At 57.7% G+C, this 22,265-nt stretch carries 22 protein-coding genes and 2 pseudogenes; 19 read left to right on the top strand and 5 right to left on the bottom strand.

Annotation, left to right across the window (positions count from 1 at the left end; all coding sequences use genetic code 11):
* Window positions 1–34 precede the first annotated feature (34 nt).
* The 8 genes from JN524_RS05920 to JN524_RS05955 all read left to right on the top strand — a co-directional run bounded on the left by JN524_RS05920 (window position 35) and on the right by JN524_RS05955 (window position 9,273).
* A complete protein-coding gene (locus JN524_RS05920) occupies window positions 35–769 on the top strand; it encodes an HNH endonuclease (protein ID WP_202368789.1) in 735 nt (244 codons plus the stop codon).
* A 582-nt stretch (window positions 770–1,351) separates the two neighbouring features.
* Window positions 1,352–1,867 carry an Hcp family type VI secretion system effector gene (locus JN524_RS05925; protein ID WP_202368790.1) on the top strand — a complete coding sequence of 172 codons (516 nt, stop codon included), beginning with the start codon at window positions 1,352–1,354 and terminating at the stop codon, window positions 1,865–1,867.
* Between the two features lie 114 nt (window positions 1,868–1,981).
* Window positions 1,982–4,477, top strand: coding sequence for a type VI secretion system Vgr family protein (locus tag JN524_RS05930; protein WP_202368791.1), 2,496 nt, complete (start codon window positions 1,982–1,984; stop codon window positions 4,475–4,477).
* Between the two features lie 61 nt (window positions 4,478–4,538).
* Window positions 4,539–6,245 carry an esterase/lipase family protein gene (locus tag JN524_RS05935; RefSeq protein WP_202368792.1) on the top strand — a complete coding sequence of 569 codons (1,707 nt, stop codon included), beginning with the start codon at window positions 4,539–4,541 and terminating at the stop codon, window positions 6,243–6,245.
* Window positions 6,246–6,352: 107 nt separating this feature from the next.
* A complete protein-coding gene (locus JN524_RS05940; protein WP_202368793.1) occupies window positions 6,353–7,513 on the top strand; it encodes a T6SS immunity protein Tli4 family protein in 1,161 nt (386 codons plus the stop codon).
* Window positions 7,514–7,561: 48 nt separating this feature from the next.
* Window positions 7,562–7,885, top strand: coding sequence for a hypothetical protein (locus JN524_RS05945; RefSeq protein ID WP_202368794.1), 324 nt, complete (start codon window positions 7,562–7,564; stop codon window positions 7,883–7,885).
* Window positions 7,886–7,966: 81 nt separating this feature from the next.
* Complete coding sequence (locus tag JN524_RS05950) at window positions 7,967–8,227, top strand: PAAR domain-containing protein (RefSeq protein WP_202368795.1); 261 nt, start codon at window positions 7,967–7,969, stop codon at window positions 8,225–8,227.
* A 62-nt stretch (window positions 8,228–8,289) separates the two neighbouring features.
* Window positions 8,290–9,273 carry a hypothetical protein gene (locus JN524_RS05955; RefSeq protein WP_202368796.1) on the top strand — a complete coding sequence of 328 codons (984 nt, stop codon included), beginning with the start codon at window positions 8,290–8,292 and terminating at the stop codon, window positions 9,271–9,273.
* A gap of 3 nt (window positions 9,274–9,276) precedes the next feature.
* On the opposite strand, the gene JN524_RS05960 is transcribed toward JN524_RS05955, so the two are convergent.
* Both JN524_RS05960 and JN524_RS05965 read right to left on the bottom strand, forming a co-directional pair.
* Window positions 9,277–10,413 (bottom strand): hypothetical protein, encoded by a 1,137-nt coding sequence (locus tag JN524_RS05960; RefSeq protein ID WP_202368797.1) that lies wholly within the window; start codon window positions 10,411–10,413, stop codon window positions 9,277–9,279.
* A 63-nt stretch (window positions 10,414–10,476) separates the two neighbouring features.
* Window positions 10,477–11,292: a sulfite exporter TauE/SafE family protein gene (locus JN524_RS05965; protein WP_202368798.1), complete on the bottom strand. Its 816-nt coding sequence runs from the start codon at window positions 11,290–11,292 to the stop codon at window positions 10,477–10,479.
* A gap of 112 nt (window positions 11,293–11,404) precedes the next feature.
* Between JN524_RS05965 and JN524_RS05970 the strand changes: the two genes are divergently transcribed.
* Together JN524_RS05970 and JN524_RS05975 are read left to right on the top strand one after the other, a co-directional pair.
* Complete coding sequence (locus JN524_RS05970; RefSeq protein WP_202368799.1) at window positions 11,405–12,172, top strand: AraC family transcriptional regulator; 768 nt, start codon at window positions 11,405–11,407, stop codon at window positions 12,170–12,172.
* Window positions 12,173–12,265: 93 nt separating this feature from the next.
* Window positions 12,266–12,580: an XRE family transcriptional regulator gene (locus JN524_RS05975; protein ID WP_123588732.1), complete on the top strand. Its 315-nt coding sequence runs from the start codon at window positions 12,266–12,268 to the stop codon at window positions 12,578–12,580.
* Window positions 12,581–12,684: 104 nt separating this feature from the next.
* Here the strand turns inward: JN524_RS05975 and JN524_RS05980 are convergent, their stop codons facing one another.
* Window positions 12,685–13,740, bottom strand: coding sequence for an MBL fold metallo-hydrolase (locus JN524_RS05980; protein WP_202368800.1), 1,056 nt, complete (start codon window positions 13,738–13,740; stop codon window positions 12,685–12,687).
* Between the two features lie 215 nt (window positions 13,741–13,955).
* On the opposite strand from JN524_RS05980, the gene JN524_RS05985 reads away from it, so the two are divergent.
* The 5 genes and pseudogenes from JN524_RS05985 (at window position 13,956) to JN524_RS06000 (ending at window position 17,967) form a co-directional block, all read left to right on the top strand.
* Window positions 13,956–14,564 carry a TetR/AcrR family transcriptional regulator gene (locus JN524_RS05985; RefSeq protein WP_139054839.1) on the top strand — a complete coding sequence of 203 codons (609 nt, stop codon included), beginning with the start codon at window positions 13,956–13,958 and terminating at the stop codon, window positions 14,562–14,564.
* Window positions 14,565–14,720: 156 nt separating this feature from the next.
* Entirely contained in the window at window positions 14,721–15,770 is a 1,050-nt protein-coding gene (locus tag JN524_RS05990) for a diguanylate cyclase (protein ID WP_202369031.1), read from the top strand.
* A gap of 289 nt (window positions 15,771–16,059) precedes the next feature.
* Window positions 16,060–16,743, top strand: a pseudogene (locus tag JN524_RS27435) (PAS domain-containing protein); the annotation flags it as partial.
* 108 nt (window positions 16,744–16,851) lie between these two features.
* Window positions 16,852–17,289, top strand: a pseudogene (locus tag JN524_RS27440) (methyl-accepting chemotaxis protein); the annotation flags it as partial.
* Between the two features lie 144 nt (window positions 17,290–17,433).
* A complete protein-coding gene (locus JN524_RS06000; protein WP_135296379.1) occupies window positions 17,434–17,967 on the top strand; it encodes a DUF1003 domain-containing protein in 534 nt (177 codons plus the stop codon).
* Here the strand turns inward: JN524_RS06000 and JN524_RS06005 are convergent, their stop codons facing one another.
* Window positions 17,968–18,909: a LysR family transcriptional regulator gene (locus tag JN524_RS06005; RefSeq protein ID WP_202369032.1), complete on the bottom strand. Its 942-nt coding sequence runs from the start codon at window positions 18,907–18,909 to the stop codon at window positions 17,968–17,970.
* Window positions 18,910–18,960: 51 nt separating this feature from the next.
* Between JN524_RS06005 and JN524_RS06010 the strand changes: the two genes are divergently transcribed.
* Both JN524_RS06010 and JN524_RS06015 read left to right on the top strand, forming a co-directional pair.
* On the top strand, window positions 18,961–19,662 hold the full coding sequence (locus tag JN524_RS06010) for a CTP synthase C-terminal region-related (seleno)protein (RefSeq protein WP_202368801.1): 702 nt from the start codon (window positions 18,961–18,963) through the stop codon (window positions 19,660–19,662).
* Window positions 19,659–19,973 (top strand): antibiotic biosynthesis monooxygenase family protein, encoded by a 315-nt coding sequence (locus JN524_RS06015; RefSeq protein WP_202368802.1) that lies wholly within the window; start codon window positions 19,659–19,661, stop codon window positions 19,971–19,973. The genes JN524_RS06010 and JN524_RS06015 overlap by 4 nt, the downstream gene beginning before the upstream one ends.
* Before the next feature lie 134 nt (window positions 19,974–20,107).
* Here JN524_RS06015 and JN524_RS06020 read toward each other — a convergent pair whose 3' ends face one another.
* Entirely contained in the window at window positions 20,108–20,434 is a 327-nt protein-coding gene (locus tag JN524_RS06020) for a DUF2025 family protein (protein WP_047295892.1), read from the bottom strand.
* A 222-nt stretch (window positions 20,435–20,656) separates the two neighbouring features.
* On the opposite strand from JN524_RS06020, the gene JN524_RS06025 reads away from it, so the two are divergent.
* Both JN524_RS06025 and JN524_RS06030 read left to right on the top strand, forming a co-directional pair.
* The gene (locus tag JN524_RS06025; protein WP_202368803.1) at window positions 20,657–21,781 is read left to right on the top strand and encodes a glycerophosphodiester phosphodiesterase; all 1,125 of its coding nucleotides are present in this window, start codon (window positions 20,657–20,659) and stop codon (window positions 21,779–21,781) included.
* 159 nt (window positions 21,782–21,940) lie between these two features.
* Entirely contained in the window at window positions 21,941–22,246 is a 306-nt protein-coding gene (locus tag JN524_RS06030; protein WP_202368804.1) for a PepSY domain-containing protein, read from the top strand.
* The last annotated feature ends 19 nt before the right edge of the window (window positions 22,247–22,265 follow it).

Raw genomic sequence — 22,265 nt, forward strand, 5'->3', positions numbered from 1 at the left:
TATCGTCCGAGGGTTTTCAACCCTCGGCGATTTTATGAGCGAAAAGAAAAAAGACACTGACTGGACTGTTGCTGAGATTGAGGCAGCGGTTGACGCCTATCTTAAGATGTTTGAGCTAGAGCGAATCGGCCAAAAATTTAACAAAGCACATGAGAATCGCGTGCTGCGTGCATCTGCGTTGCACAACCGCACTGAAGGCTCAGTTGAATTCCGCATGCAGAACATCTCTGCCGTTTTATTGAGAATGCATAGGGAATACATCAAAGGGTACAAGCCAGCTCGAAACGTTGGGTCCAACGTTGAGCCAGCCATACGGGCAGTATTGATTGCAAAAGGGGTCACGCTTGGGGATCCAACGGTTGCGACTGCGGATGAAGAAGCGCTAGAGCAGAGAGCTCTCGCGCTAGAGAAACTGCCTCTTGAAGACGAACCTGAGGGGATTGTGAAACCGAAGCGCGCTCCCGCCCAAAGCACTGCATTTATACGTGATCCGAAAGTTAGAGCCTGGGTCCGTCAAAAAGCCAAAGGGATATGTGAAGGGTGCGGTGAACCGGCTCCGTTCACTAAAAATGACTCGCCCTACCTTGAAGTTCATCACGTGAGGCATTTGGCGAATAAGGGTTCTGATCGAATCAGCAACGCTGTAGCACTTTGTCCGAACTGCCATCGGCGCTGCCATCACTCGAATGACAGCAAAGAGTTCACCGAGTCGCTTTATGACAGGGTTAAACGGTTGAAGCGTGAGTCCCCGAACCGCAAAACTATGTAACGAGAGAGCTTGCTCCCTCGCCACAGGGTTATGCGTGGCCTGCAGTTGCGGTGTGAGAGTTGAAATCTGGATGGCAGCGAGAATAGTCAGTAGGCTGGCTTGATGATAAGCGATGAAAACTCTCAAACAGCTCAGTGTTAACGGCTCATCCCCTCCAAACTCGAAGCCCCACCAAAAGCGCGGCATATGGCAACAGATCATCTGTAGTCATGACCATACTGGCCAATACTCACTTCTGCAGATCCGAACGCCTAGCTCCAACATCTCTCAAAATATCTCTTTGCCACCATGCGCAAGAAGTTGCGCACTTATTTCAAGAAAAAACCCTCCTGAAACGCTGAAACGCTGGATTTAAAAGGGCTCCATTCAAGTGCGCAAAAAGTTGCGCAGTACTGCGCAACTTTTTGCGCACTTTTCGGCTGTTTCCTGGGAAGAAATTTCGGATTTCGCGGGACAGAGACGCTAACTGATTGTTTCTCAAAATCTTTCAATTCGTTGGCACGATCTTTGATGAAGAAAAGATGCCCGATAGGCGATTTCGCCTCAGGGTTACTTTAAATCTGCTTGCAAGGAGAGCACACCATGGCAACACCAGCGTACATGTCGGTTACCGGCGAAAAACAAGGCCTGATCACTGCCGGCGCCTTCACCGCCGACTCCGTTGGCAACACCTACCAGGAAGGTCACGAAGACCAGGTCATGGTTCAGGCGTTCACCCACGACGTGATCATCCCGCGTGACCCACAATCCGGTCAGCCAACCGGTCAGCGCGTTCACAAGCCAGTGATCATCACCAAGGTCTACGACAAGGCTTCGCCTCTGCTGCAAGCAGCACTGACTTCCGGCGAGCGCATGAGCGAAATCGTTATCCAGTGGTACCGCACTTCGGCGCAAGGCACCCAAGAGCACTACTACACCACCAAACTGGAAGACGCGATCATCGTCGCCATCAACAACAAAATGCACAACTGCCAGGATCCAGGCAACTCGCACTTCACCCACCTGGAAGAAGTGCAGTTCACCTACCGCAAAATCACCTGGACCCACGAAGTCTCCGGTACTTCGGGTTCCGATGACTGGCGTGCTCCAGTCGTCTAATCGTGAAGGCGATCACCCTGACCGGCAATAACGGTCAGGGTGGTTTTTGACGGAAGAGATTCACAGGCAAAGTCTTTTCCGAGCCGGGCACGTTTTTAACCAGGGAGCAGTTCAATGCGTCAAAGGGACTTGAGATTTACCTTCTCCGTGCTGTCGGGGCGCACGGAGTTCGAAGTGGTGGAGTTCACGCTCGAAGAGGCACTTTGCGAGCCTTTTCGTCTGACGGTCGAGCTTGCCAGCTTTAGCTCGAACATCGACTTCGGACAAGTACTCGACCAACCCGCGTTACTGACAATCTGGCAAGGAAGTACGCCGGTTCGGTATGTTCATGGACTGGTCTCAAGCTTCACCCAAGGCAAAACCGGGTTCCGGCGCACCCGGTATCGAATAGTCGTAGAGCCACAGCTGGCAAGACTGGCCCTGAGTTCAGACTGGCGGATATTCCAGCAAAAAAATGTGCCGGAGATCCTGAGGTCGGTACTGACTGAACACGGGATAATGAACTATGAGCAAAACATCAATGTAGAGCATCTGCCCCGGGAGTATTGCACCCAGACCGGGGACACCGACCTTTATCTCTTTGACAGACTTTCAACCGAAGAAGGTCTTTTCTATTACTTCAAGTTCGATGCCGATACTCACACATTGATTCATGGCGACAAACTCTATGTGCAGGAACGCGTTCAAGGCGGGCCTGTGCGCTACTCGCCACAGCCAGTAGCCGACGCCGAGCACCCTGGACTCTACAAATTCAGCTATACCGAGAGCGTTCGCACCACCGAACAGACGCAACGCGATTACACCTTCAAACGTCCTGTCTATGACCAGCAACATCACCTCATCGGTGAAGATCTGCAGGGTAAGGCGCAAAGCTATGAGCGCTATGACTATCCCGGTCGCTACAAGGTCAGCTCGGTCGGCCGGTCCTTCACTGAAACCCGCCTTCGCGGTCGCCGCCGGGATGCTCACGTAGCAAGGGTAGAAGGTGATGACCCGCGCTTACTGCCAGGTTTTTCATTCCAGTTGTCCAACCATCCCAGAGACGATTTCAATCGCTGGTGGCGCTCGGTACGCATCACCCATAAAGGTGTGCAACATACCAGTCAGCAGGAGGAGTCGGCTGATGCGCAAGTGGGGGTCAGCTACGACTTCGTGGCGGAAATCGTCAGCGAGGACACCGAGTGGCGGCCAGAACCGATGCCTAAACCCCGAATCGACGGCCCACAGATTGCAACCGTGGTTGGTCCTGAGGGAGAGGAGATCTATTGCGACGAATGGGGAAGAGTGAAGGTCCAGTTCCCCTGGGATCGGGAAGGCAAGAACAATGAATTCAGTACGTGCTGGATCAGAGTGTCGCAGAACTGGGCAGGTGCAGACTGGGGCCACATGGCAATACCGCGCATCGGGCAGGAAGTGATCGTGGACTATCTCGATGGCGATTGTGATCAACCCATTATCACGGGTCGGACCTACCGCGCGACCAATTCGCCCCCTTATCGACTGCCTGACCACAAGATACTCAGCACGATCAAAAGCAAGGAATACAAGGGTAACCGCGCCAACGAACTGCGCATCGACGATACCACCAAGCAGATTAGTGCGGCTTTGATGAGTGATCACGGCAGCACCGCCTTACATCTGGGCTATCTGACCCATCCACGTCCGAATGGCGGAGATCCCCGGGGCGAAGGTTTCGAACTGCGTACCGACGAACACGGCGCAGTCCGCGCGGCGAAAGGCTTGTTGCTCAGTACCGAGGAGCAGATCAATGCCAATGGCGGACACCTGAACCGGGCCACAGCGGTTCAAGTACTGGAAGCTGCACTTCAACTGGCAAAGGAGCTAGGTGATTACGCTCAAGAACATCAGGGCATCGATCACGATACAAAGCAGCAAAAGACACTCAGTGAAGCGGTGCGCGACCTGGGACATGGCGCCAACGACGAGTCTGGAAAAGCCAACGGTGGAAATCCGGCAATCGCTCTGAGCGGTCAGGCGGGTATCGCGGTGGTCTCTCCCAACTCGCTTACCTTGGCGGCAGGTGGGCATATCGATACGGTCGCGCAGCAGAATCAGCAACTCACCAGTGGGCAGAAGTTCGTGGTCAACGCCGGGGCGGATCTGGGGCTTTTTGCCCAAAGCGGCGAAATGCGTCAGATCACTCACCAAGGGCCAATGCTGCTGCAGGCTCAAAAGGACACCATCCGCCTGGAGGCCGATCAGAGTGTAGAAATCAGCGCCAGCAATCAGCATGTGGTGCTCAGCGCCAAGGAGCACATCACTCTCACCTGCGCAGGCGCTTACCTAACGCTCAAAGGCGGCAACATCGAACTAGGCATGCCAGGCAACTTCATCGTCAAAGCCGGTAAACACAGCCTTGTTGGTCCCGCCCATGCTTCAACGACTTTCAATACCTGGGCACAGACACCGTTCAATGAACGCGTGCGTGTGGTGCGTAACGGAAACCCGTTGCCTAACTATCGCTATGCGATGACACGGGCGGACGGCGCGCGAGTGGAAGGCGTGACGGATGGCGATGGCTGGGCTGCCTTGCAGCAGGGGCTGACGACGGAAGGCTACGAGTTCCATCTTCTCGGGCCTGCCGAGTGATGCAGTTCAAACAGACGATTTTTTCCATTAAAAATGAAGCATAGAGGCAGGGAGAGCCTGAATGAGTGAACCAACACGGCCGGTTCCCACCCAGATTGGGCCGGATGGAAATGTCATGGCGCGCGTGACCATGAGTCGCGCTTCCAACCTGACCCGCGCGGAACTCGTCGCACCACCGGATCACGCCATTCCGGTCATATTCATCCCCGGCATCATGGGCAGTCCCTTGATAGCCACAGGGCCCAATGCACGCTTGATGGGCAACGATAATCGCTGGGCCTGGTTCCCCGACGACCCCATGGGGTGGGTGGCCGGCATAACAAAATGGAAAAGTTACAACACCCTGACACCCCTTGAACGCAAGCAGCTCCTCGATCCGCAACAAACCCGTGCATTCTCGGCACCCGAAGACTCCGATCTGGCCACCGTGACCAAGTTTGTCACCACCCTGCCCATACAGGAGGCCAGAAATCGTGGATGGGGCTCAGTGTCGCTGGACTCCTATGGACCGATCCTGAATTTCCTGGAAGCACAGCTACGATTCATACTGGCCCAGGATGGTCGCCCTTATCCCGGGATAATGGGTGCAATTCCACGCGACACGTCAATATGGGGTGGCCTGAAGGGCTACAGTCCGCTTAAAACAGATGATTTGAAGGCAGCAGCCGAGTACCGCTACCCGGTGTATGCCGTCGGCTACAACTGGCTTAATTCCAACTCGCAGGCAGCAGACTATCTGGCGGGGCGAATCCGGGGCGTGCTGGAACGGTGCCGAACGGAGCTCAAAGTCAAATGCGAGCACGGTGTGATTCTGGTCACCCACTCGATGGGCGGACTGGTTGCACGCATGTGTGCCAAACGTAATCCAGACCTGATTCAGGGAGTGGTGCACGGCGTCCAGCCCGCCATCGGCGCGGGCACTGCTTATCGGCGCGTCCGCGCCGGCTGGGAAGACATCCCGGGGGCCGTAGGACTTGGCGGAACGGGCAAGAAAATCATGCCCATCTTCGCCAATGCTGCCGGTCCTCTGGAACTGCTGCCTAATCATCGCTACGGGGAAGGATGGCTACGCGTCACATACGATGGCAAAGATCTGTTCAAGTTACCGAACGGACCCGACCCCTATACGCAGATTTATCTGAAGCAGAATGCCTGGTGGAGATTGATGAATGCCGCCTGGATCAATCCGATCGGCAATAGCACCCAGGCAACGCTGATCAGTGCCTGGAGCAACTACGAAAAAATGCTCGGACAGGCCAAAGCGTTCCACATGGGATTGGGTGAATACTATCATCCGAACAGTTTTGTCCACTTCGGCTCTGATTCCAGTCATCAAGCATTTCACAAGGTTACCTGGAAAATGATCACCGGATACCTTCCCTCCGGCAGGCCTGGGGTGCCCCCTACCCCACTGCCTCCACCCTCCCGCGAGCAAGCTATTACTTTGCGTCTGACAGGGGATAACCATGAAGGACGGGCCACGATGACCAATGATGCTGGTGAGGAAAGCTGGATCAACAAACAAGGCACCGCGGTCATACATAACAGTCGGGGAGATGGTTATACCGCGGACATTCAGGGCCAGGATCAGGCCGGAGATGGCACCGTGCCCGCGCATGCAGCTGAAGACGCGGCAGAGAAGGCCGTGTTTGCCGCGCGCATGACGGGTTATGACCATCAAGGTTCCTACAAAAACCGAAACGTGCAAAACCTGACGCTTTATTCCGTACTGCGAATTGGCGCTAGCGCCAGGAAGTTACCGGCGTGAGGGCTCGGTACTCTTTGGCAAAAACTGTCTTTCTTGTTTCGATACTGGGGGCTCACACCTTTGGCTGTAGCCAGTTGCAAGCCCGCCAAACAGACCGGAGCCATCCGATGAGTGAGTTGACCCGAAACATGCAAACCCATTGTGTCGGCCGGTTGTTGATCGACCTGCCACAGGGCACAACCTGGTCCGCCAACGCCAGCAGCGCACAGATCGGCAACCTGACTGTCGCCGTGACCACAGGCATTAGCCAGGATCAGTATGAAGAGTTGATCGAGCGCCGGTGGCAAGAGGTGCAGGCCATCAAAAAAGATCAAAATGGCAAGGCCTATCTACAACCGTCCGAACGTATCACATCACCCGAAGGGGGCACTCTTTTCACCTACGAATTCGAGCATGTAGAGGGTTTGGCCGAAGATGACGAAACGGTCGTCCAGAAACTGTTTCATCAGGCTGAAGGCTACTTTTGGCGTGATGGAAGCCTGTTCAGGATATCGCCGTCACTCAATGCAAAGGCTGCCATAAGCCAGCTTTTCCCCCGACTGCACTCACGGGAACCCAACGAGATTCCCACCAGGCCTGGTCTTTGCTTGAGCCATACGTTCATTGATGGCTACTACGACATTGCCAATGGAGATCAGGAAGAAGTGAATTGGGGGTTCACGCTGCCTCTTGCTCTTTCGTTGGTCGTCAGAGAGGCGGCTGTGTGGGAGCCGGGTCAATCCATGCTTGAGCGTCGCCGTGAGGCCGACAAGGAAAGCGCAGGATTGGTCGCGCGCCTGTTGGCCGAACCGGGTGTCGTTGCAGGTCGCAAGGAATACCGGGCAACTGAACGGTTAGTCGGAGAGCTGGCAGGCGAAGAGTACGTCATGGGAGGAACCGAACAGAAAGAACCTCAGGTATTCAAAACCAACATCGGCGGTGAGTGGGCCTATGCCGGGCGCGCAACTCCCACACCGTTTCCCAGCATCAATCTGGGGATGGACACGACCTATCAGACAACTCGACAACCGGCCTCACTGGGAGCATTTCCTGAGTACGAAGAGACTAACGGAAGACCGACACAAGAACAGTTCTTCGAAGTCTGGGATGCCATCATCGACAGCGTTCGCTTACGCCCATCGGCATTGTTGCCACCTGCGGGTGGATCACCGTTACCGCCGGCTCCGGACAAACCAAAAGTTGTAAGCAAAGCCGCAGCGGATGATTATGTCCTGGAAGAATTCCTGACCAGCTTGCCTTCGTCGCAGAACTGGATGGATAAACTTTAGAGTGATTCCAGAGCCCGAACACTCGACACATCCAAGGACGGTCATTTTATGCAATCTCCCATCACCGACCCGATTGATGCGGGTCGATCCAGATTGTTGGTCATTTCCTTTCTCATCGCTTTTTTTGCCGTGTTGCTCATGGTGCTGCGCATAGCTCAGCAAAACTACATCATGGCCTTGGGCGCGCTTTGGGTAGCAAACGCACTGACCGGCATACTCCATACCGTGTACTGGGGGCGTCATGGCGTGTCGGGCGGTTTTAAAGCCGCGATTGTGTTCCAGCTCTTGTTGACTGTCGCGCCCTTGTTTTTCGGCAATCTGGGTATCGCACTTGTATTTTTGATGCTGGGTGGGGAAGTCCATTACTGGTAGCGGCTGAAACAAGAGCAATCAATCTGCGAACAAACTTTTGGCAGGCACTGTTCACCCTGTCGACGACATCAAGGATCTGACATGGATATCATTCGTCTCGGCGACTCCACCAGCCATGGCGGTACCGTGATTGAGGCGTTCAACAACACTGATTTGAACGGCAAGCCCATGGCTGGCGTGGGCCACAAAGTCGACTGCCCTAAATGCAAAGGGAAATTTCCGATTTCGGAGGGCAGCGCTACGCTTGATGTCGGCGGAGTTCCCGTGGCACTGCACGGTATGAAAACTGAATGTGGTGCGAGCCTGATTGCGAGCAGCCCCAAAGGGGACGCCGACAAATAAACGATGAAACTTGCCCCACGTTCCGCTAATAGCTCCCCCCACTCAAGGACCCGAGCCCCACCATGAAATTCGATCTCGCCTACTGCCTCAGTCTCGACGACAGGTTGTCGATCTATGACGTTCGCGATCTCAATTTCGATGAGACGGTGGCTTTCGATTCGGCAAAGGAGCATTTCCTGTGCCCCAACGATGTCTGTCGCGCCGCATTCGATGCAGCCAACGAGCTGGGCACGTTCAACGCCAAAAACGTGAACTACGTGCGTACACCGCACTTCAAGAACCTGCCCACGACGCAGCATGTAGCGGGTTGTCCGTATGTGAGTTTGAAGGCGTCGGCATCCGGGGTTGAGGCGGCGGATGGCGAGGTGGATGACGGGCGGGAGGAGCACTTTCCGTCGGAGTTGTTGCTGACGCGGCGTGAGTATGTGCGCAAGCCTGTTGCGCCGGCGGGGGCGGCGGATGTGTTGCGGGATGATCCGGTGCGGTTGGCGCAGGTGAGTTCCAAAGAGTCGCCGGGGCGTGAGACGGCGCCGGACAAGACCAGTGTGTTTGCGCATCCGGTGGAGTGTTTTGTGTCGAACTTCGCCGACAAGGAATTGCTCAAGCGCATGCCGTTGAAGATTGGTGAGCACACGGCGGCTTATGGCTCGTTCTTCAAGAAGATCGAGTATCTGACGGACAACAAGGGGCTGATTTACTGGGGCAAGATCAAGGAGATCAAGGATTACACCCAGAGTTTTCGAATCGATTTCGAGCAGAAGGTCTGGTTCAAGCAGGCGGATGAGGCGAAGAAGAAGCCGTATTCGGTGAACGTGTACTTGAGCAAGAAGTTGATCGACAACTACCGTAAGCGCAAGGCGTTTCTGGAAGAGATCAAGCACGCGATCGACAGTGACAAGGAGTTGTTCTGTTTCTTCTATGGCGTGACGCCGGAGTTGAAGCAGGTGCCGAGCAAGAAGAACCCCGAACAGACGTTCGGGGTGTTCAGTGCCAACATCGAGAACCTGGATCACTTCATTGTGCGGGAAGCGCCGGGGTTGGCGTGATGGTCAGCCTTTGGGCAGCTGCAGTTTGACTGCGCCACGGTGCTGGTTGACCAGCGAGTACGGCAGCACTGACCAATCAGGGTTATCGCAGTTACGTTGGTAACGGGCGAAGTAAGCGCCCAGGTAAATCCCCTTCGGTGTGAAGTGCCAGTTGGAATAGCCCCAGACACTTTCATCGGAGTAATCGCAACTGCCGTCATCTTCGGCGGGCTTCTTCATCTCTTCGGGATAGAGCGTGGTGAACTGTTTGACCAGCCACGGTGCCATGACTTTCATCTGATCATATTCGGTGGCCGCGCTGTTGGGTTCACCGATCCACAGTACATCTTTGAGTTTCAACAATTCGCCGGTGTGGACGTCGAGGTTGATTGGCGAACTGCCGAAATCCGGGTGGGCACCGCCGCAGCTGTAACCGGTGGAAATGTCCAGGCTGACCACGTCGGGCGAGAGAAACTCAGGGGCAGCACCTTGATCGAATTCGGCGTATTCCCCGCCATCCATCATGCAGCGGTGATAGTCGATGACTTCAGTCCAGAGCCGTCCGAGCAAGTGGTTGTTGATCCGCTGCTGCTCTTCCTTCGTATAGCCAGACTCGACACTGAACAGCGAAATCTTCGACTCAGGCTCCGTCCACCATTGCAGGTCGTAGCCCATGAAGTTTTCTTTCTTCTCCGGTTTGAGCTTGAGTCCCTGTAAGCGCAAATACTCGTAGGGATCGCTCTTCGGCAAAGTGGTAATAAAGGGCAACGTCGTTGCAGTTGGCGCGGGAAGTTTGGCTTCGGTCAGTTGTACCGGTAGCTTCTTGCCCTTGGGGTTTTGCCATTCGCCCTGCCAACCGTTGGCGGTGGATTTCAACTTCAAAGTCGGCAGCGGTTTGTCGTCACCATAGCGGTTGTTGCCTTCAACGAGATTCAATGTGCTGTCTTGCAGCGAGCCGCTGAGTTCCAGGTCGCGGTGATACTTCTCGTAGAAGTAGCGGCCGGTGACTTCGTCCTGCTGCGTGGTGTTGAGCTCCACCACAATCGGCATCTTGCCCAGCGTACCGGTGAACACGCGCCGGCCATCTTCGGCATGGGCGGTGGAAATCAGTGTGAACAGCGCCGCAGCGTATGGCGCCAGGCGCAGCAGTCCCTTGAGCATGGATCGATCCCTGAATGAATGAGGCTGCGAAGTATGCAGAGGATGCGCGCAGGAATCGAGGCTCTACTTGAGCAGCATGCCCAGCATCACGATGATCAGCAGCGCGATATAAACCCAAGCATGCACCCGATCCGGTATCCGCCCGATCCACGGCGTAGCCATTCGAATCCCGACCAACGACCCCAGCGTCAGCACTGCAAACGCCAGCAAATCCACATACCCGACAAACCAAGCGCCCAGATCCGTCTCGCTGAAACCGGCCAGCGCCATATAGGTCAGTGTCCCGGCCACGGCCACCGGCACGCTCAGCGGATTGGCCATGGACGTGGCCTGGGACATGCTCAACCCGCAGCGGCGCAGGAGCGGCACGGTCATGACGCTTCCTCCTACACCGAGGAACGTGGCGATGGCGCCGATGCCTACACCACCGGCGGATATTTCCTTGCGATCCAATCGGCGTGGAATGACGCCTTCGTTACGGGCGAGAAAGCCGCGCCTGAGCAGGCAGTCGATGATGGTCACGCCGAGGTAGGCGATGAAGGCGTAGCGGATGATCTCGCCGCTGACCCACACCGCGGCGATCGCGCCGATGATCGCGCCTAGGGCGATGAAGCCGCCGAGGGGCCACAGGTAATGGCGGATCAGGTTGCCGGCGCGGCGGTGTTTGTCGGTGGCGATCAGGGCGTTGACGATCATCACGCAGGTCGAGGTGGCGACGGCGATGTGCATCGCCGATTGGCCGATGGGGTCGTCGGTGCCGTGACTGCCGCTGAGCATGCGGTAGAGCAGCGGCACGACGACGAAGCCGCCGCCGAAGCCGAAGAGCACGGCGGTGATGCCGGTCAGGCAGCCGAAGAGAGTCAGCAGGAGGTAAAACATGGCGCGTCTTCCGGTGGTGGCGAGCGGTCGACGATAGAACGACGCGGCTTGGCCTGCTTCAGCAACTCAGCCAATAATGTTTGCGTTTACGCCAACTACCGGAAAACGCTCGATGCGCAATGTTTCGATCAATCTGCTGGATGACACGCCGCGCCCGGTGGTGGCGATCGGTACAGATTATTCCCACGGCCATCTGTTGCCGTTTCATACGCATCGACGGGCGCAGTTGTTGTACGGCGCGACCGGGGTAATGCAGGTCCGTACCCATGACGGCAACTGGGTGGTGCCGCCGCAGCGGGCGGTGTGGATTCCGCCGGGAGTGGCGCATGAGGTGCTGATGCTCGGCGTGAGTACGCGCAGTTTGTACATCGAGCCGGGGGCGGTAGATTTGGGCCAGCGTTGTCAGGTGATCAGCGTTTCACCGTTGATGCGGCACTTGTTGATGGAAGCCGTGGAAGTGCCGCTGACTTATGACCTCGAAGGACGCGACGGCGTATTGATCGACCTACTGCTGCATGAACTGGCGCGCAGCGCGCCCCTGCCCTTGCACATTCCGCTGCCGACTGACGGAAAGCTCTTGGCTTTGTGTCAGACCTTTCTGCATCAACCCAACGCCCATCAGTCGCCGCAACACTGGGCAGAGCAGTTGCACATAAGCTTGCGCACCTTCAACAGACTGTTTCGGCAGCAGACCGGGTTGAGCTTCAGCCAATGGCGGCAACAGGCCTGCGTGGTGCTGGCGCTGGCGCGTCTGGCGGCCGGTGAAGCGGTGACGCGGATCGCTCTGGACTTCGGTTATGAAAGCCCGGCGGCGTTCTCGACGATGTTCCGGCGCATCCTCGGACAGGCACCGTCCGTCTGGTTGGAGGCGGCGAACTAGGGCAAATCAAAAAATGCGTTTGATCCCGGCCCAAAACAACTGTACAAAAACACAGTACATTTTCAATCAGCACTCTTGAGCCCGGAGCACACCATGGCCTCTCTTGCGATGAACCACATCCTCGAACGCATTGCCCTTTTCCAGTTCACCCCGACGCACTGCGTCCAGGCCCGAGCGATGCTGGGCTGGAGCGTGGAACAGCTGTCGCGCGAGGCGCAGGTTGCGGTGGACGACATTCAGCGGTTTGAAGCGCAGCAGGACGTGGCGGATGCGGCGCGACTGGCGTTGGCTTATCGGTTTGAGGCGCAGGGGTTGGTGTTTTTTCCGGGGTTTGCGCCGGGTCGCAGTGCGAGTATGGGCGCGCCATCGGAAGCAGTGGGGCGTGGGGATTATGCGATGGCTGAATGAACATTTGTGGTGAGGGGATTTAGCGAAACGTCGCTGCCCCATCGAGGCGGTGCGACGTTCGCTAAATCCCCTCACCACAAAACATCAGCATTCACTAAATGGGGTCAGGCGTTCTGAACCACGCCCTCACTCTCCCCTTCAACCGCCAACCACCAAGCACTCCCGCGCTGTGGTTGCATCAGGTTGAACGCCTCGCCCATCTGCGGAGTGGTAATCGCAACGCTGCGCTCCCAGGCCAGCGACAGGATGCGGTCAAACGGTTCGTGCCAGGCGTGCATCGCCAGGTCGAAGGTGCCGTTGTGGATCGGAAACAGCCAGCGGCCCTTGAGGTCGAGGTGCGCCTGCAGGGTTTCTTCGGGTTGCATGTGCACGTGTGGCCATTCGACGTTGTAGGCGCCGGTTTCCATCAGGGTCAGGTCGAACGGGCCGTACTGTTCGCCGATGCGTTTGAAGCCGTCGAAATAGCCGCTGTCGCCACTGAAGAAGATCCGCGTGTCGCCGTCGATCATCACCCACGATGCCCACAGGGTGCTGTTGCTGTCGAACAGGCCGCGGCCGGAGAAGTGCTGCGAGGGAGTGGCAACGAAGCGGATGCCGGCGATTTCGGTGCCCTGCCACCAGTCGTACTGGCGAACTTTACTGGCGTCGATGCCCCATTTGATCAGGGTATCGCCGACGCCCAGCGGGGTCAGGAAATAGTTGGTTTTGGCCGCCAGTTGCAGTACCGCCTGGTAATCGAGGTGGTCGTAATGGTTGTGCGACAGGATCACCGCTTCGATCGGCGGCAACTGGTCGATGCTGATCGGCGGCTGGTGAAAACGTTTCGGGCCGGCCCATTGCACGGGCGAGGCACGCTCGGCGAAGACCGGGTCAGTGATCCAGAATTTGTCGCGCATTTTCAGCAGCAGGGTCGAGTGGCCGAGCCGGTAAACGCTGTGATTCGGTGCTGCCAGCAGGTCTTCACGGGTCAGCGATTGCACCGGGATCGCGGCGGCGGGACGGGTATTGCGCGGCTTGTTGAAAATCATGTTCCACATGATCCGCAGCATCTTGCGCCCACCTTCGCGTTGCACCGGCGCATGGTTACGGAACAGCCCTTGATCCTGGCGAGAGGCTTCAGGCGTGGAAGTTTGATCCGCAGAAAAATCTGGATTGGCCATGACTGAGAGACTCCAGAAAAACCGCGCAATTCACGGTTTTTCACGGTGGGACGATAAATGGCCAAGGCACGCACGCATCAGCCGAACTGTCTGTTTTTAGGTTGCGCGGATTAACGCAACATTACACTGGGCGGTGTAGTTTCTAGGTTGCATGAAACGTGATGACAAGTAAACTGCCAAGTGTAATTCCACCCCTTCTCTGCCGAAGCGTACTTATGACAGTTCCACAACGCCTCACCGACCGCAAACGCGAAGCCATCATCCAGGCGGCAATTGCCGAATTCCGTGCCAACGGGTTCGAGGTCACCAGCATGGACAAGATCGCGGCCACCGCCGGGGTGTCGAAGCGCACGGTGTACAACCACTTTCCCAGCAAGGAAGAGCTGTTCGCCGAAATTCTCAACCAACTCTGGGCACGGATTACCGACGAGCAAGCCGTGACCTATCGCGCGGATCAGCCGCTGCGCGAGCAACTGCTCCCCATGTTGCTGGCTAAACTGCAGATGATGGCCGATGACAACTTTCTCGGGCTGGCACGGGTGGCGATTGCCGCCACCATTCATTCTCCGGAGCGCGCGCAGGACATGGTGGCGCGCATGGGCGAGCGCGAAGAAGGCCTGACGGTGTGGATTCGCGCTGCGCTGGCGGATGGTCGACTGAAAACCGTGAACGCAGAATTCGCCGCGCAACAGGTGCAAGGGCTGTTGAAGTCGTTCGGTTTCTGGCCGCAGATTTCCATGGGCCTGCCGCCGCTAGATGCAGACACGCAAAAAGCCGTGGCCGAGTCGGCCATGGAGATGTTTCTGGCCAGATACCAGCTCTAAACCGGCCCTCTCCTGCGCCCCGCCACGATTAAATGGCTCGGAAGGACACTGATTATTCCCGTTGGAATAAATGACAATGTCCGACAATTGACCGACGAACGGTCAACCTGAAAAAACACTTCAAAGTATTTCAGGATGAATCTGGCGCAGGACATCATGGAAAATCAACGCGGCAAAGGCTTGTCATTCGCCAGACGCATTTATCTGCCCAGGATCATCGGTCTGGGTGTCGGCTTTTTCAGCGTCGCGGCCGCGCTGTATCCGTTGCACATGCCGAACTGGCTCTGGGCGCTGCTGGTGTTTAACGGTTTTATCTGGCCGCATCTGGCCTACCAGATTTCGACCCGCTCGACCTTCCCCTACCATGCCGAACGCCGCAACCTGTTGTACGACTCGTTGTGCGGGGGCTTCTGGACCGCGTGCTTTCAGTTCAATCCGCTGACCACCGTGACCATCCTGTCGATGATGACCATGAACAATGTCGCCGCCGGTGGACGACGTCTGTTCCTGCTGGGCGCTCTCGCCCAAATCGCCGGCGTGCTGCTGGGCTGTTTACTGTTCGGCTTCAAGTTCAGCCTGACGATGACGCAAATCGAGGTTTGGGCCTGCCTGCCGATGCTGACCTTGTACCCCTTGGCCCTGGGCATGGTCAGTTACCAACTGGCGATCAAACTCGCGCAGCACAAGCGTGCACTCAGAGACCTGAGCCGCACCGACAGCCTCACCGGGCTGCTCAATCACGGCGCCTGGAAGGATCTGCTCCATACGCGTTTCACCCGGTGCCGAGATAACAACACCCAGGACATTCTGGCGCTGATCGACATCGATCATTTCAAGACCATCAACGACAACTATGGGCACATCGTTGGCGACGCCGTGCTGCGCGAGTTGAGCCAGGCACTCAAAGGGCTGCTGGCCGAAGGTGAACGGGCCGGTCGTTATGGCGGCGACGAGTTTTGCCTGATCCTGCCCGACCAGCCACTCAATAAAGCCGAGGCGCAAATGGAACGATTGCGTCAGGCGCTGGATCAATATCGGCACCCGGATGTACCAGAGCTGCGCGTCAGCCTGAGTATCGGTCTGGCACGCTTTCAGCCATCGTACAGCGACGCGGTTGCCTGGCTGGATGACGCCGATAAAGCGCTGTACACCGCCAAACACACGGGGCGCAACACCATCAGCGTGGCGCTGAGCAGTCCGGGCTAAGAAGACGCCCCCGCCCTCAGCCTCGAAAAAACTGATTCGCAATTTCTTGTACAACTTAAATCAGTTTGTATAAGATCTGCTCGTCAGCCTGGATGCTGGCACTTTGCAGTCAATGACAAATGCTCATCCAGCATTTGCTCTGCCAGCGCGGAAACAGGGACACAAACCTCGTCTTTCCCTACTTCCAGGTACTGCCCCTATGTTTTTCAAACGCCACCAGTCCGAACTCAACGACCTTCAACACACCATCACCGAACAGAACGGCCTGCTTGAAGCGATCAATCGCTCCATGGCGGTGATCGAGTTCGACCTTGAAGGTGTAGTGTTAAAGGCCAATGACAACTTCCTCAAAACCATGGGTTACCGCGCCGAACAGGTGATCGGCCAGCCTCATCGCTTGTTCTGCACCCCGGAGTTTGGCCGCAGCGCGCAATACACTGAACTGTGGTCGCGCCTGAAAAACGGCCAGTTCCAGTCCGGCACCTTCGAGCGGATCAACAGCCAGGGCCAGCCGGTCTGGCTGGAAGCCAATTACAACCCGATCAAGGATGCGTCGGGACGCGTGGTCAAAGTGGTCAAGTTCGCCATGGACGTGACGACCAAGGTTCAGCAGGAAAGCGAGGCCAATGCCAAGCTGCAGGCGATCGACCGGGCGATGGCGGTGATCGAATTCGACCTCAACGGCGGCATTCTCACCGCCAACCAGAATTTTCTGACGCGCATGGGTTACACGCTCGCTGAACTGAAGGGTAAACATCACCGCTTGTTCTGCCGCGCGGAGCTGGTCAACAGCAGCGCTTATGAGGATTTCTGGCGGCGGTTGAATCAGGGTGAGCTGTTTCAGGGCCAGTTCGAACGTGTCGACAAGCGCGGCCAGAGTGTGTGGCTGGAGGCCAACTACAACCCGGTGTACGACGCCGCCGGGCGTTTGTGCAAAGTGGTGAAATTTGCCACGGACGTCACCGCCCGCGTCGAGCAGCACGAGCACGATGCGCGCAGCGCCAGCGCCGCTTATCACATCTCGGTGGAAACCCGGAAAGTCGCCGAGCAAGGCACTCAGGTGATCCAGCAGGCGGCCAGTGAGATGCGCGAAATCGCTGATGATATCGCACAATCTTCTACGTTGATCGCGCAACTTGGCGAGCGTTCGGAGCAGATCACCGCGATCGTCAACACTATCCGCGCGATTGCCGACCAGACCAATCTGCTGGCGCTCAACGCGGCGATTGAAGCGGCGCGTGCCGGGGATCAGGGGCGCGGGTTCGCGGTGGTAGCGGACGAAGTGCGGCAACTGGCGGCGCGTACCAGCGGCTCGACGGCGGAGATTTCCAACATGATCGGCCTGATCCAGAGCGAAACCCGTCAGGCGATCAAGAGCATGGAAGGCACTCGCGGGCGTGCGGCGCAAGGCGTTGAACTGGCGGATCAGGCTGGCAGCGTGATTCTGCAGATCCGCGATGGCGCCAGTGAAGCGGTGCAGGCGGTGAGCATGTTTGCCAATGAGCGGGCGCCGGGCTGAGAGACCGCGTCGCGGCCTTCGCGAGCAGGCTCGCTCCCACATTGGAATGCGTTCCCCTGTAGGAGCGAGCCTGCTCGCGAAAGGGCCATAAGCCTCTATGCAGGACTATAGTGACCTTCAGTCCCAAGTCCTGCCGAGCCCATCATGACCACAGAAAAACCCGAAACGCCCACCACCGCCCCCGTCGACCACTTGCGCTTCCACCGCCCCCACGCCCACCTCAACACCACCTTCGGCAACGACACGTTCGCCTTGCGCGCTGAGGCCTTCGCGCGATTCTTCGGCACGCCGCTGTTCCTCGGTGCGCAAACCGTGATCGTCGCGGTGTGGATCGGCCTCAACGTGTTGGGCGTGACGCAGTTCGACGTCTACCCGTTCATCCTGCTCAACCTGGCGTTCAGCCTGCAAGCCGCCTACGCTGCGCCGTTGATCCTGCTGGCACAAACCCGGCAAGCCGCGCGGGACAAGGCGCAATCGGACGCCGACGCGCAACACCGTGAAGCGCTGGCCGTGGCCAACAGTGAGCGCCAGGCTCAGGCCGCGCAGACCACCGCGCAACTGCTCGAACTGCTGGAGCAGAACACCCGCCTCACCGAAATGACCAAGAGCCTGACCGAGCGCATCGAAGGCCTGACCCGCGAACTGCATGCGCACATCTGCCAGAACCCGCAACGCTGATCACGGCAACCGCAGCGCCCGCCCAAGCTCATCGAACAGCGTGACCACCGAGCGCAACGCGCGGCAATCCGGGCGGGTCAGCAACCACAGCGCGGTGTCGTAGCCGTGCAACGGTTCGCTGAGGGCCTGCAAACCTTCAGTGATCAGAAAATCCGGCAACGCCGCCACACCGAGTCCGCCGCGCACCAGTTCCGTCACCGACAGCATGCTGTTGCAGCGATAAGCCGGGGTCACGCCGGGCAACTGCTGGCGGCGCCAGGCGACGGTCGGGTGATCCGGCAGAAACTCGTCCGGGGCGATCCAGGTCAGCGCCGCCAGATCCGTTGCATCGACGTTTTGCAGATAACGTGTACTGGCGCAGACCCGGTAGGAAATCTTCGCCAGTTGCCGTCCGACCAGGTGCTCCGGCGGTGTACGCGTCAGGCGCAGGGCGATGTCGGCATCGCGGCGGCTGAGGTTGGCGAAATCGTTGGAGGTGCTCAGTTCGAGGGTCAGCGCCGGATAGTTCGGCATGAACTGCGCCAGCGCCGGCAACAGCAGACCCTGCAGCACCGAATCGGTACAGGTCAGGCGCACCGTGCCGCTGACCACTTCACCGCCCTGCTCGACACCGATCCGCGCCGCTTCCAGTGCCTGTTCGGCGCGCTCGGCCTGCTCGGCCAAAGTCTGCGCGAGGGTGGTGGGCAAATAACCGGCGCGGCTCTTTTCGAATAACTGCTGACCGAGCGCCGACTCCAGCCGCCGCACTGCGCGAAACACCGTAGACACATCTACCCTGAGCAGCTGCGACGCCCGGGCCAGAGAGCCGCCCCGCACCAACGCGAGGATCAGCGCCAGATCCGGGTAGTCGAGTCGATAGTGCGTCGCTGCATTGATCACTTGGGGAAACGCCAATATTGAGTGCGTGAACGCCAATCTATAGTGAGCCCCGGTGATCGACAACTGCACACCCTCCCCCAGAGGTTCATCACTCACTCAAATCAAGGAAATCCCATGGACGCCATTTCCATCGCCCTGATCGGCGATCACGATCCGCAAGTCACCGCCCACCAGGCGATCCCCGTTGCCCTCGGCATGATCGCCGAGCAGTGCGGCCACAATGTGCAATTCGAATGGCTGCCCACCGAGCAGATCCACGCCGACACTGCGCTGGATCACTTCGACGGTTTCTGGTGCGTTCCGGGCAGCCCCTACAAAAGTGAGGCCGGTGCACTCAGGGCCATCCGTTTTGCCCGCGAACAACAGCGCCCTTTCCTCGGCACCTGCGGTGGTTTTCAGCATGCGGTGCTGGAGTTTTCCCGCAACGTGCTGGGCTGGGCCGATGCCGAGCATGGCGAAACATCACCGGATTCACCGCGAGCCGTGCTCGCGCCACTGACCTGTTCACTGGTGGAGGCAGTGGACAGCATTCATCTGGTCGCAGGCTCGTTGATCGCCAAGGCGTACGAAACGTCCGAAATTCTTGAAGGCTATCGCTGCCGGTTCGGGGTGAATCCGAAGTTCGAAAAAGAATTGCTGAGCCATCAGCTACGCGCCGTGGGGCATGATTCGGCAGGCGACTTGCGCGCAATCGAATTGCCTGACCATGTGTTTTTTGTCGCCACGTTGTTTCAACCGGAACGTGCGGCGCTCAAGGGGCTGGTTCCGCCACTGGTGCGGGCGTTTGTCGAAGCGTGTGCGGAGCAACATCCATGAAGCCGAACGAGCCTTGCTTTGCGGTGATTTTCACCTCGACCCGCACCGAGGGTGACAACGGTTATGCCGCGGCCTCCGAGCGCATGCTGGAGTTGGTCAGCGAGCAACCGGGATTTCTCGGCATTGATTCGATTCGTGGAGAAGACGGGGTCGGGATCACCATTTCGTACTGGCAGAGCGAGGCGGCGATTCTGGCCTGGCGCGAGCATCCCGAACACCGGGTGATTCAGGCGCGCGGCCGGGCGCAGTGGTATTCGAAGTTTCAGACACGGGTGTGTCGGGTGGAGCGCGAATACCGGTTTGGCCAGTGAGTTGGGGGGTGTTCTCACCGGCCTCATCGCTGGCAAGCCAGCTCCCACAGGTACAGCGTGATCTTCAGAACAACTCAAAACCTGTGGGAGCGTGGCTTGCCCGCGATGAGGCCAGTAGCGTCAATACATAAACTTCAGCCCTGCACCAAACTGCGCACCGCCACAATCTCCGGCACCTCAACCTTGCTCATGTACACCCGCAACGGCTCGGTGATGTTGATCCGCTCATCGATATTCTGGTCCAGCAGCAACTGAATCAGCTCGCGTTTAAGCGTCATGGTCTGCGGCGTCACTGGCGCCCAGACAAATTCATTCACAGGAATAATGCCGTCATCGGCCACGTCCATGCCGAACGAATCTTCGCTGAAACGCACAATGTACTGGCCGGTCTTGCGGTTGAGGCCGACAAAACCCTTGAGGTCATCGGCGGCCTGACAGATGAGTTGGGAAGTGATGCGCATGGTAAACCTCACGAAAAAACATCGATGGTTTACACGCAGGGCAACAGAATCGGCGCGCCCTCTGCCGGGGCGTCTGCCGAGGGCAAGCGTACTGCAAACCGCGCCACAAAAGTGCAGGAAAAATCGCTTTTAATACGTTTATGTCGGTCTGGCGATAGCACCCAATCGATTCAGTTGTTAAAAGGTACGTCTTTGAAAATGCCCTGCGAAAGGAACTCGAACATGCCCGCCACTTTCACCAAAAGCGCCCTCATGCTGAGCCTGCTGCTCGGTCTCGGCCAGGCCCACGCCGCCCAGACTGACGTCAACGCGCTTGCCGCCGCCCATGGCATCCCGCATCCAGCCGTGATCGCTCACCGTGGCGCGTCCTTCGATGCTCCGGAATCCACCGCCGCCTCCTACAAACTGGCCCGCGACCTCGGCGCCGACTACCTGGAAATGGATTTGCAGCGCAGCAAGGACGGCGTGCTGTTCGCCCTGCACGACAACAATCTGCAACGCACCACCGACGTCGCGACCAAATTCCCGGAGCGCAAAGACAGCCCGGCCACCGCCTTCACCATGGCCGAACTGAAAACCCTCGACGCCGGCAGCTGGTACAACAAGGCTTACCCGGATCGCGCGCGTCCGACCTACGCCGGGCTGAAAATCCTCACCCTCGACGAGATCATCGACATCGCCCAGGCCAACCCGAAACACAAGCCGGGCCTGTACATCGAAACCAAAGAGCCGCAGCTGTTCCCCGGCATCGAGCATGACCTCAAAGAGAAGCTGCAGGATCGCGGCTGGCTGAGTCCGGCCGGTTCGAAACTGGCCAAGAGCGAGCTGGGCGTTGGCCAGGGCAAAGGCAAGGTGATCCTGCAGACCTTCGAGAAAAACAGCCTCGAACTGCTGCAGAAGGAAATGCCGCAAGTGCCGAAGATCCTGTTGCTGTGGGTTGGCGAAGGCAGCATCGAACCGAAATCGAAAGTGACCTTTGCCGAATCCGGCGAAAAGGACAAGAACGTGTTCTACGGCAAGCAGGAGCCGAAGTCCGAAGCCGAATTCAAGCAATGGGTTGATTTCGCCAAGTCGCAGGGCGCCATCGGCACCGGCCCTTCGGCCAAGCTGACCAAGGGCGGCGACCAGAGCTATTCGGATCTGGTGCAACCGTGGATGAACCAGTACACCCACGATCAGGGCATGCTGGTGCACGTCTACACCGTCGATGAGCCGGTGGATTTCGAGAAAGTCATGGCGGCCGGGGTTGATGGCATCTTCACCAACCGTGCCAGCGAGCTGTTGAAGTTCTACAAGCGCCCGGCCAGTGCCAGTGTTGATCAGGTGTTGAAGAACAACGGGTTCTGATCAGCAAAACCGAGGCGCCTTCATCGCGGGCAAGCCACGCTCCCACAGTTTTTGTGTCGGGCATGGTTTGCCCGTTTTGTATTCGGGGGTTTTAAGGGTGAATTAAGTTGCGGTGGTTAACCTGAGCCCACTTCAACGAACAACCCAAGGAATGACCCGATGAAAACTTTGACTGCCCTGTTTACCGCCGCTGCCCTGACCCTCACAGCTGGTCTGGCCCAGGCCGACGTACGCGTCGACCAGATCCCTGAGCTGGTCAAATCCGGCAAGATCAAGTCGCTGGAGTCGATGAACGCCGAAGCGCTGAAACTGCACCCGGGTGCGACCATCACCGACACCGATCTGGATAACCACTTCAACGGTTACGAGTACGAAGTCGAGCTGAAAACCGCCGATGGCAAAGAGTTCGACGTCGACTTCGATGCCACCACCGGCAAGGTGCTGAGCAACAAACTAGACACCTGATACACCGCCACCCGAAAGC

The sequence above is a fragment of the Pseudomonas sp. MWU318 genome, assembly GCF_016756945.1.
Classification (GTDB): domain Bacteria; phylum Pseudomonadota; class Gammaproteobacteria; order Pseudomonadales; family Pseudomonadaceae; genus Aquipseudomonas; species Aquipseudomonas putida_A.

Coding starts and splice junctions, on each gene's coding strand:
- JN524_RS05955 (WP_202368796.1), top strand. CDS start 8,290: ATGAAATTCGATCTCGCCTACTGCCTCAGTCTCGACGACAGGTTGTCG.
- JN524_RS05925 (WP_202368790.1), top strand. CDS start 1,352: ATGGCAACACCAGCGTACATGTCGGTTACCGGCGAAAAACAAGGCCTG.
- JN524_RS05965 (WP_202368798.1), bottom strand. CDS start 11,292: ATGTTTTACCTCCTGCTGACTCTCTTCGGCTGCCTGACCGGCATCACC.
- JN524_RS05945 (WP_202368794.1), top strand. CDS start 7,562: ATGCAATCTCCCATCACCGACCCGATTGATGCGGGTCGATCCAGATTG.
- JN524_RS05935 (WP_202368792.1), top strand. CDS start 4,539: ATGAGTGAACCAACACGGCCGGTTCCCACCCAGATTGGGCCGGATGGA.
- JN524_RS05920 (WP_202368789.1), top strand. CDS start 35: ATGAGCGAAAAGAAAAAAGACACTGACTGGACTGTTGCTGAGATTGAG.
- JN524_RS06020 (WP_047295892.1), bottom strand. CDS start 20,434: ATGCGCATCACTTCCCAACTCATCTGTCAGGCCGCCGATGACCTCAAG.
- JN524_RS05940 (WP_202368793.1), top strand. CDS start 6,353: ATGAGTGAGTTGACCCGAAACATGCAAACCCATTGTGTCGGCCGGTTG.
- JN524_RS05980 (WP_202368800.1), bottom strand. CDS start 13,740: ATGGCCAATCCAGATTTTTCTGCGGATCAAACTTCCACGCCTGAAGCC.
- JN524_RS06000 (WP_135296379.1), top strand. CDS start 17,434: ATGACCACAGAAAAACCCGAAACGCCCACCACCGCCCCCGTCGACCAC.
- JN524_RS05970 (WP_202368799.1), top strand. CDS start 11,405: ATGCGCAATGTTTCGATCAATCTGCTGGATGACACGCCGCGCCCGGTG.
- JN524_RS06025 (WP_202368803.1), top strand. CDS start 20,657: ATGCCCGCCACTTTCACCAAAAGCGCCCTCATGCTGAGCCTGCTGCTC.
- JN524_RS06010 (WP_202368801.1), top strand. CDS start 18,961: ATGGACGCCATTTCCATCGCCCTGATCGGCGATCACGATCCGCAAGTC.
- JN524_RS05990 (WP_202369031.1), top strand. CDS start 14,721: ATGGAAAATCAACGCGGCAAAGGCTTGTCATTCGCCAGACGCATTTAT.
- JN524_RS05975 (WP_123588732.1), top strand. CDS start 12,266: ATGGCCTCTCTTGCGATGAACCACATCCTCGAACGCATTGCCCTTTTC.
- JN524_RS05960 (WP_202368797.1), bottom strand. CDS start 10,413: ATGCTCAAGGGACTGCTGCGCCTGGCGCCATACGCTGCGGCGCTGTTC.
- JN524_RS05985 (WP_139054839.1), top strand. CDS start 13,956: ATGACAGTTCCACAACGCCTCACCGACCGCAAACGCGAAGCCATCATC.
- JN524_RS05950 (WP_202368795.1), top strand. CDS start 7,967: ATGGATATCATTCGTCTCGGCGACTCCACCAGCCATGGCGGTACCGTG.
- JN524_RS05930 (WP_202368791.1), top strand. CDS start 1,982: ATGCGTCAAAGGGACTTGAGATTTACCTTCTCCGTGCTGTCGGGGCGC.
- JN524_RS06015 (WP_202368802.1), top strand. CDS start 19,659: ATGAAGCCGAACGAGCCTTGCTTTGCGGTGATTTTCACCTCGACCCGC.
- JN524_RS06030 (WP_202368804.1), top strand. CDS start 21,941: ATGAAAACTTTGACTGCCCTGTTTACCGCCGCTGCCCTGACCCTCACA.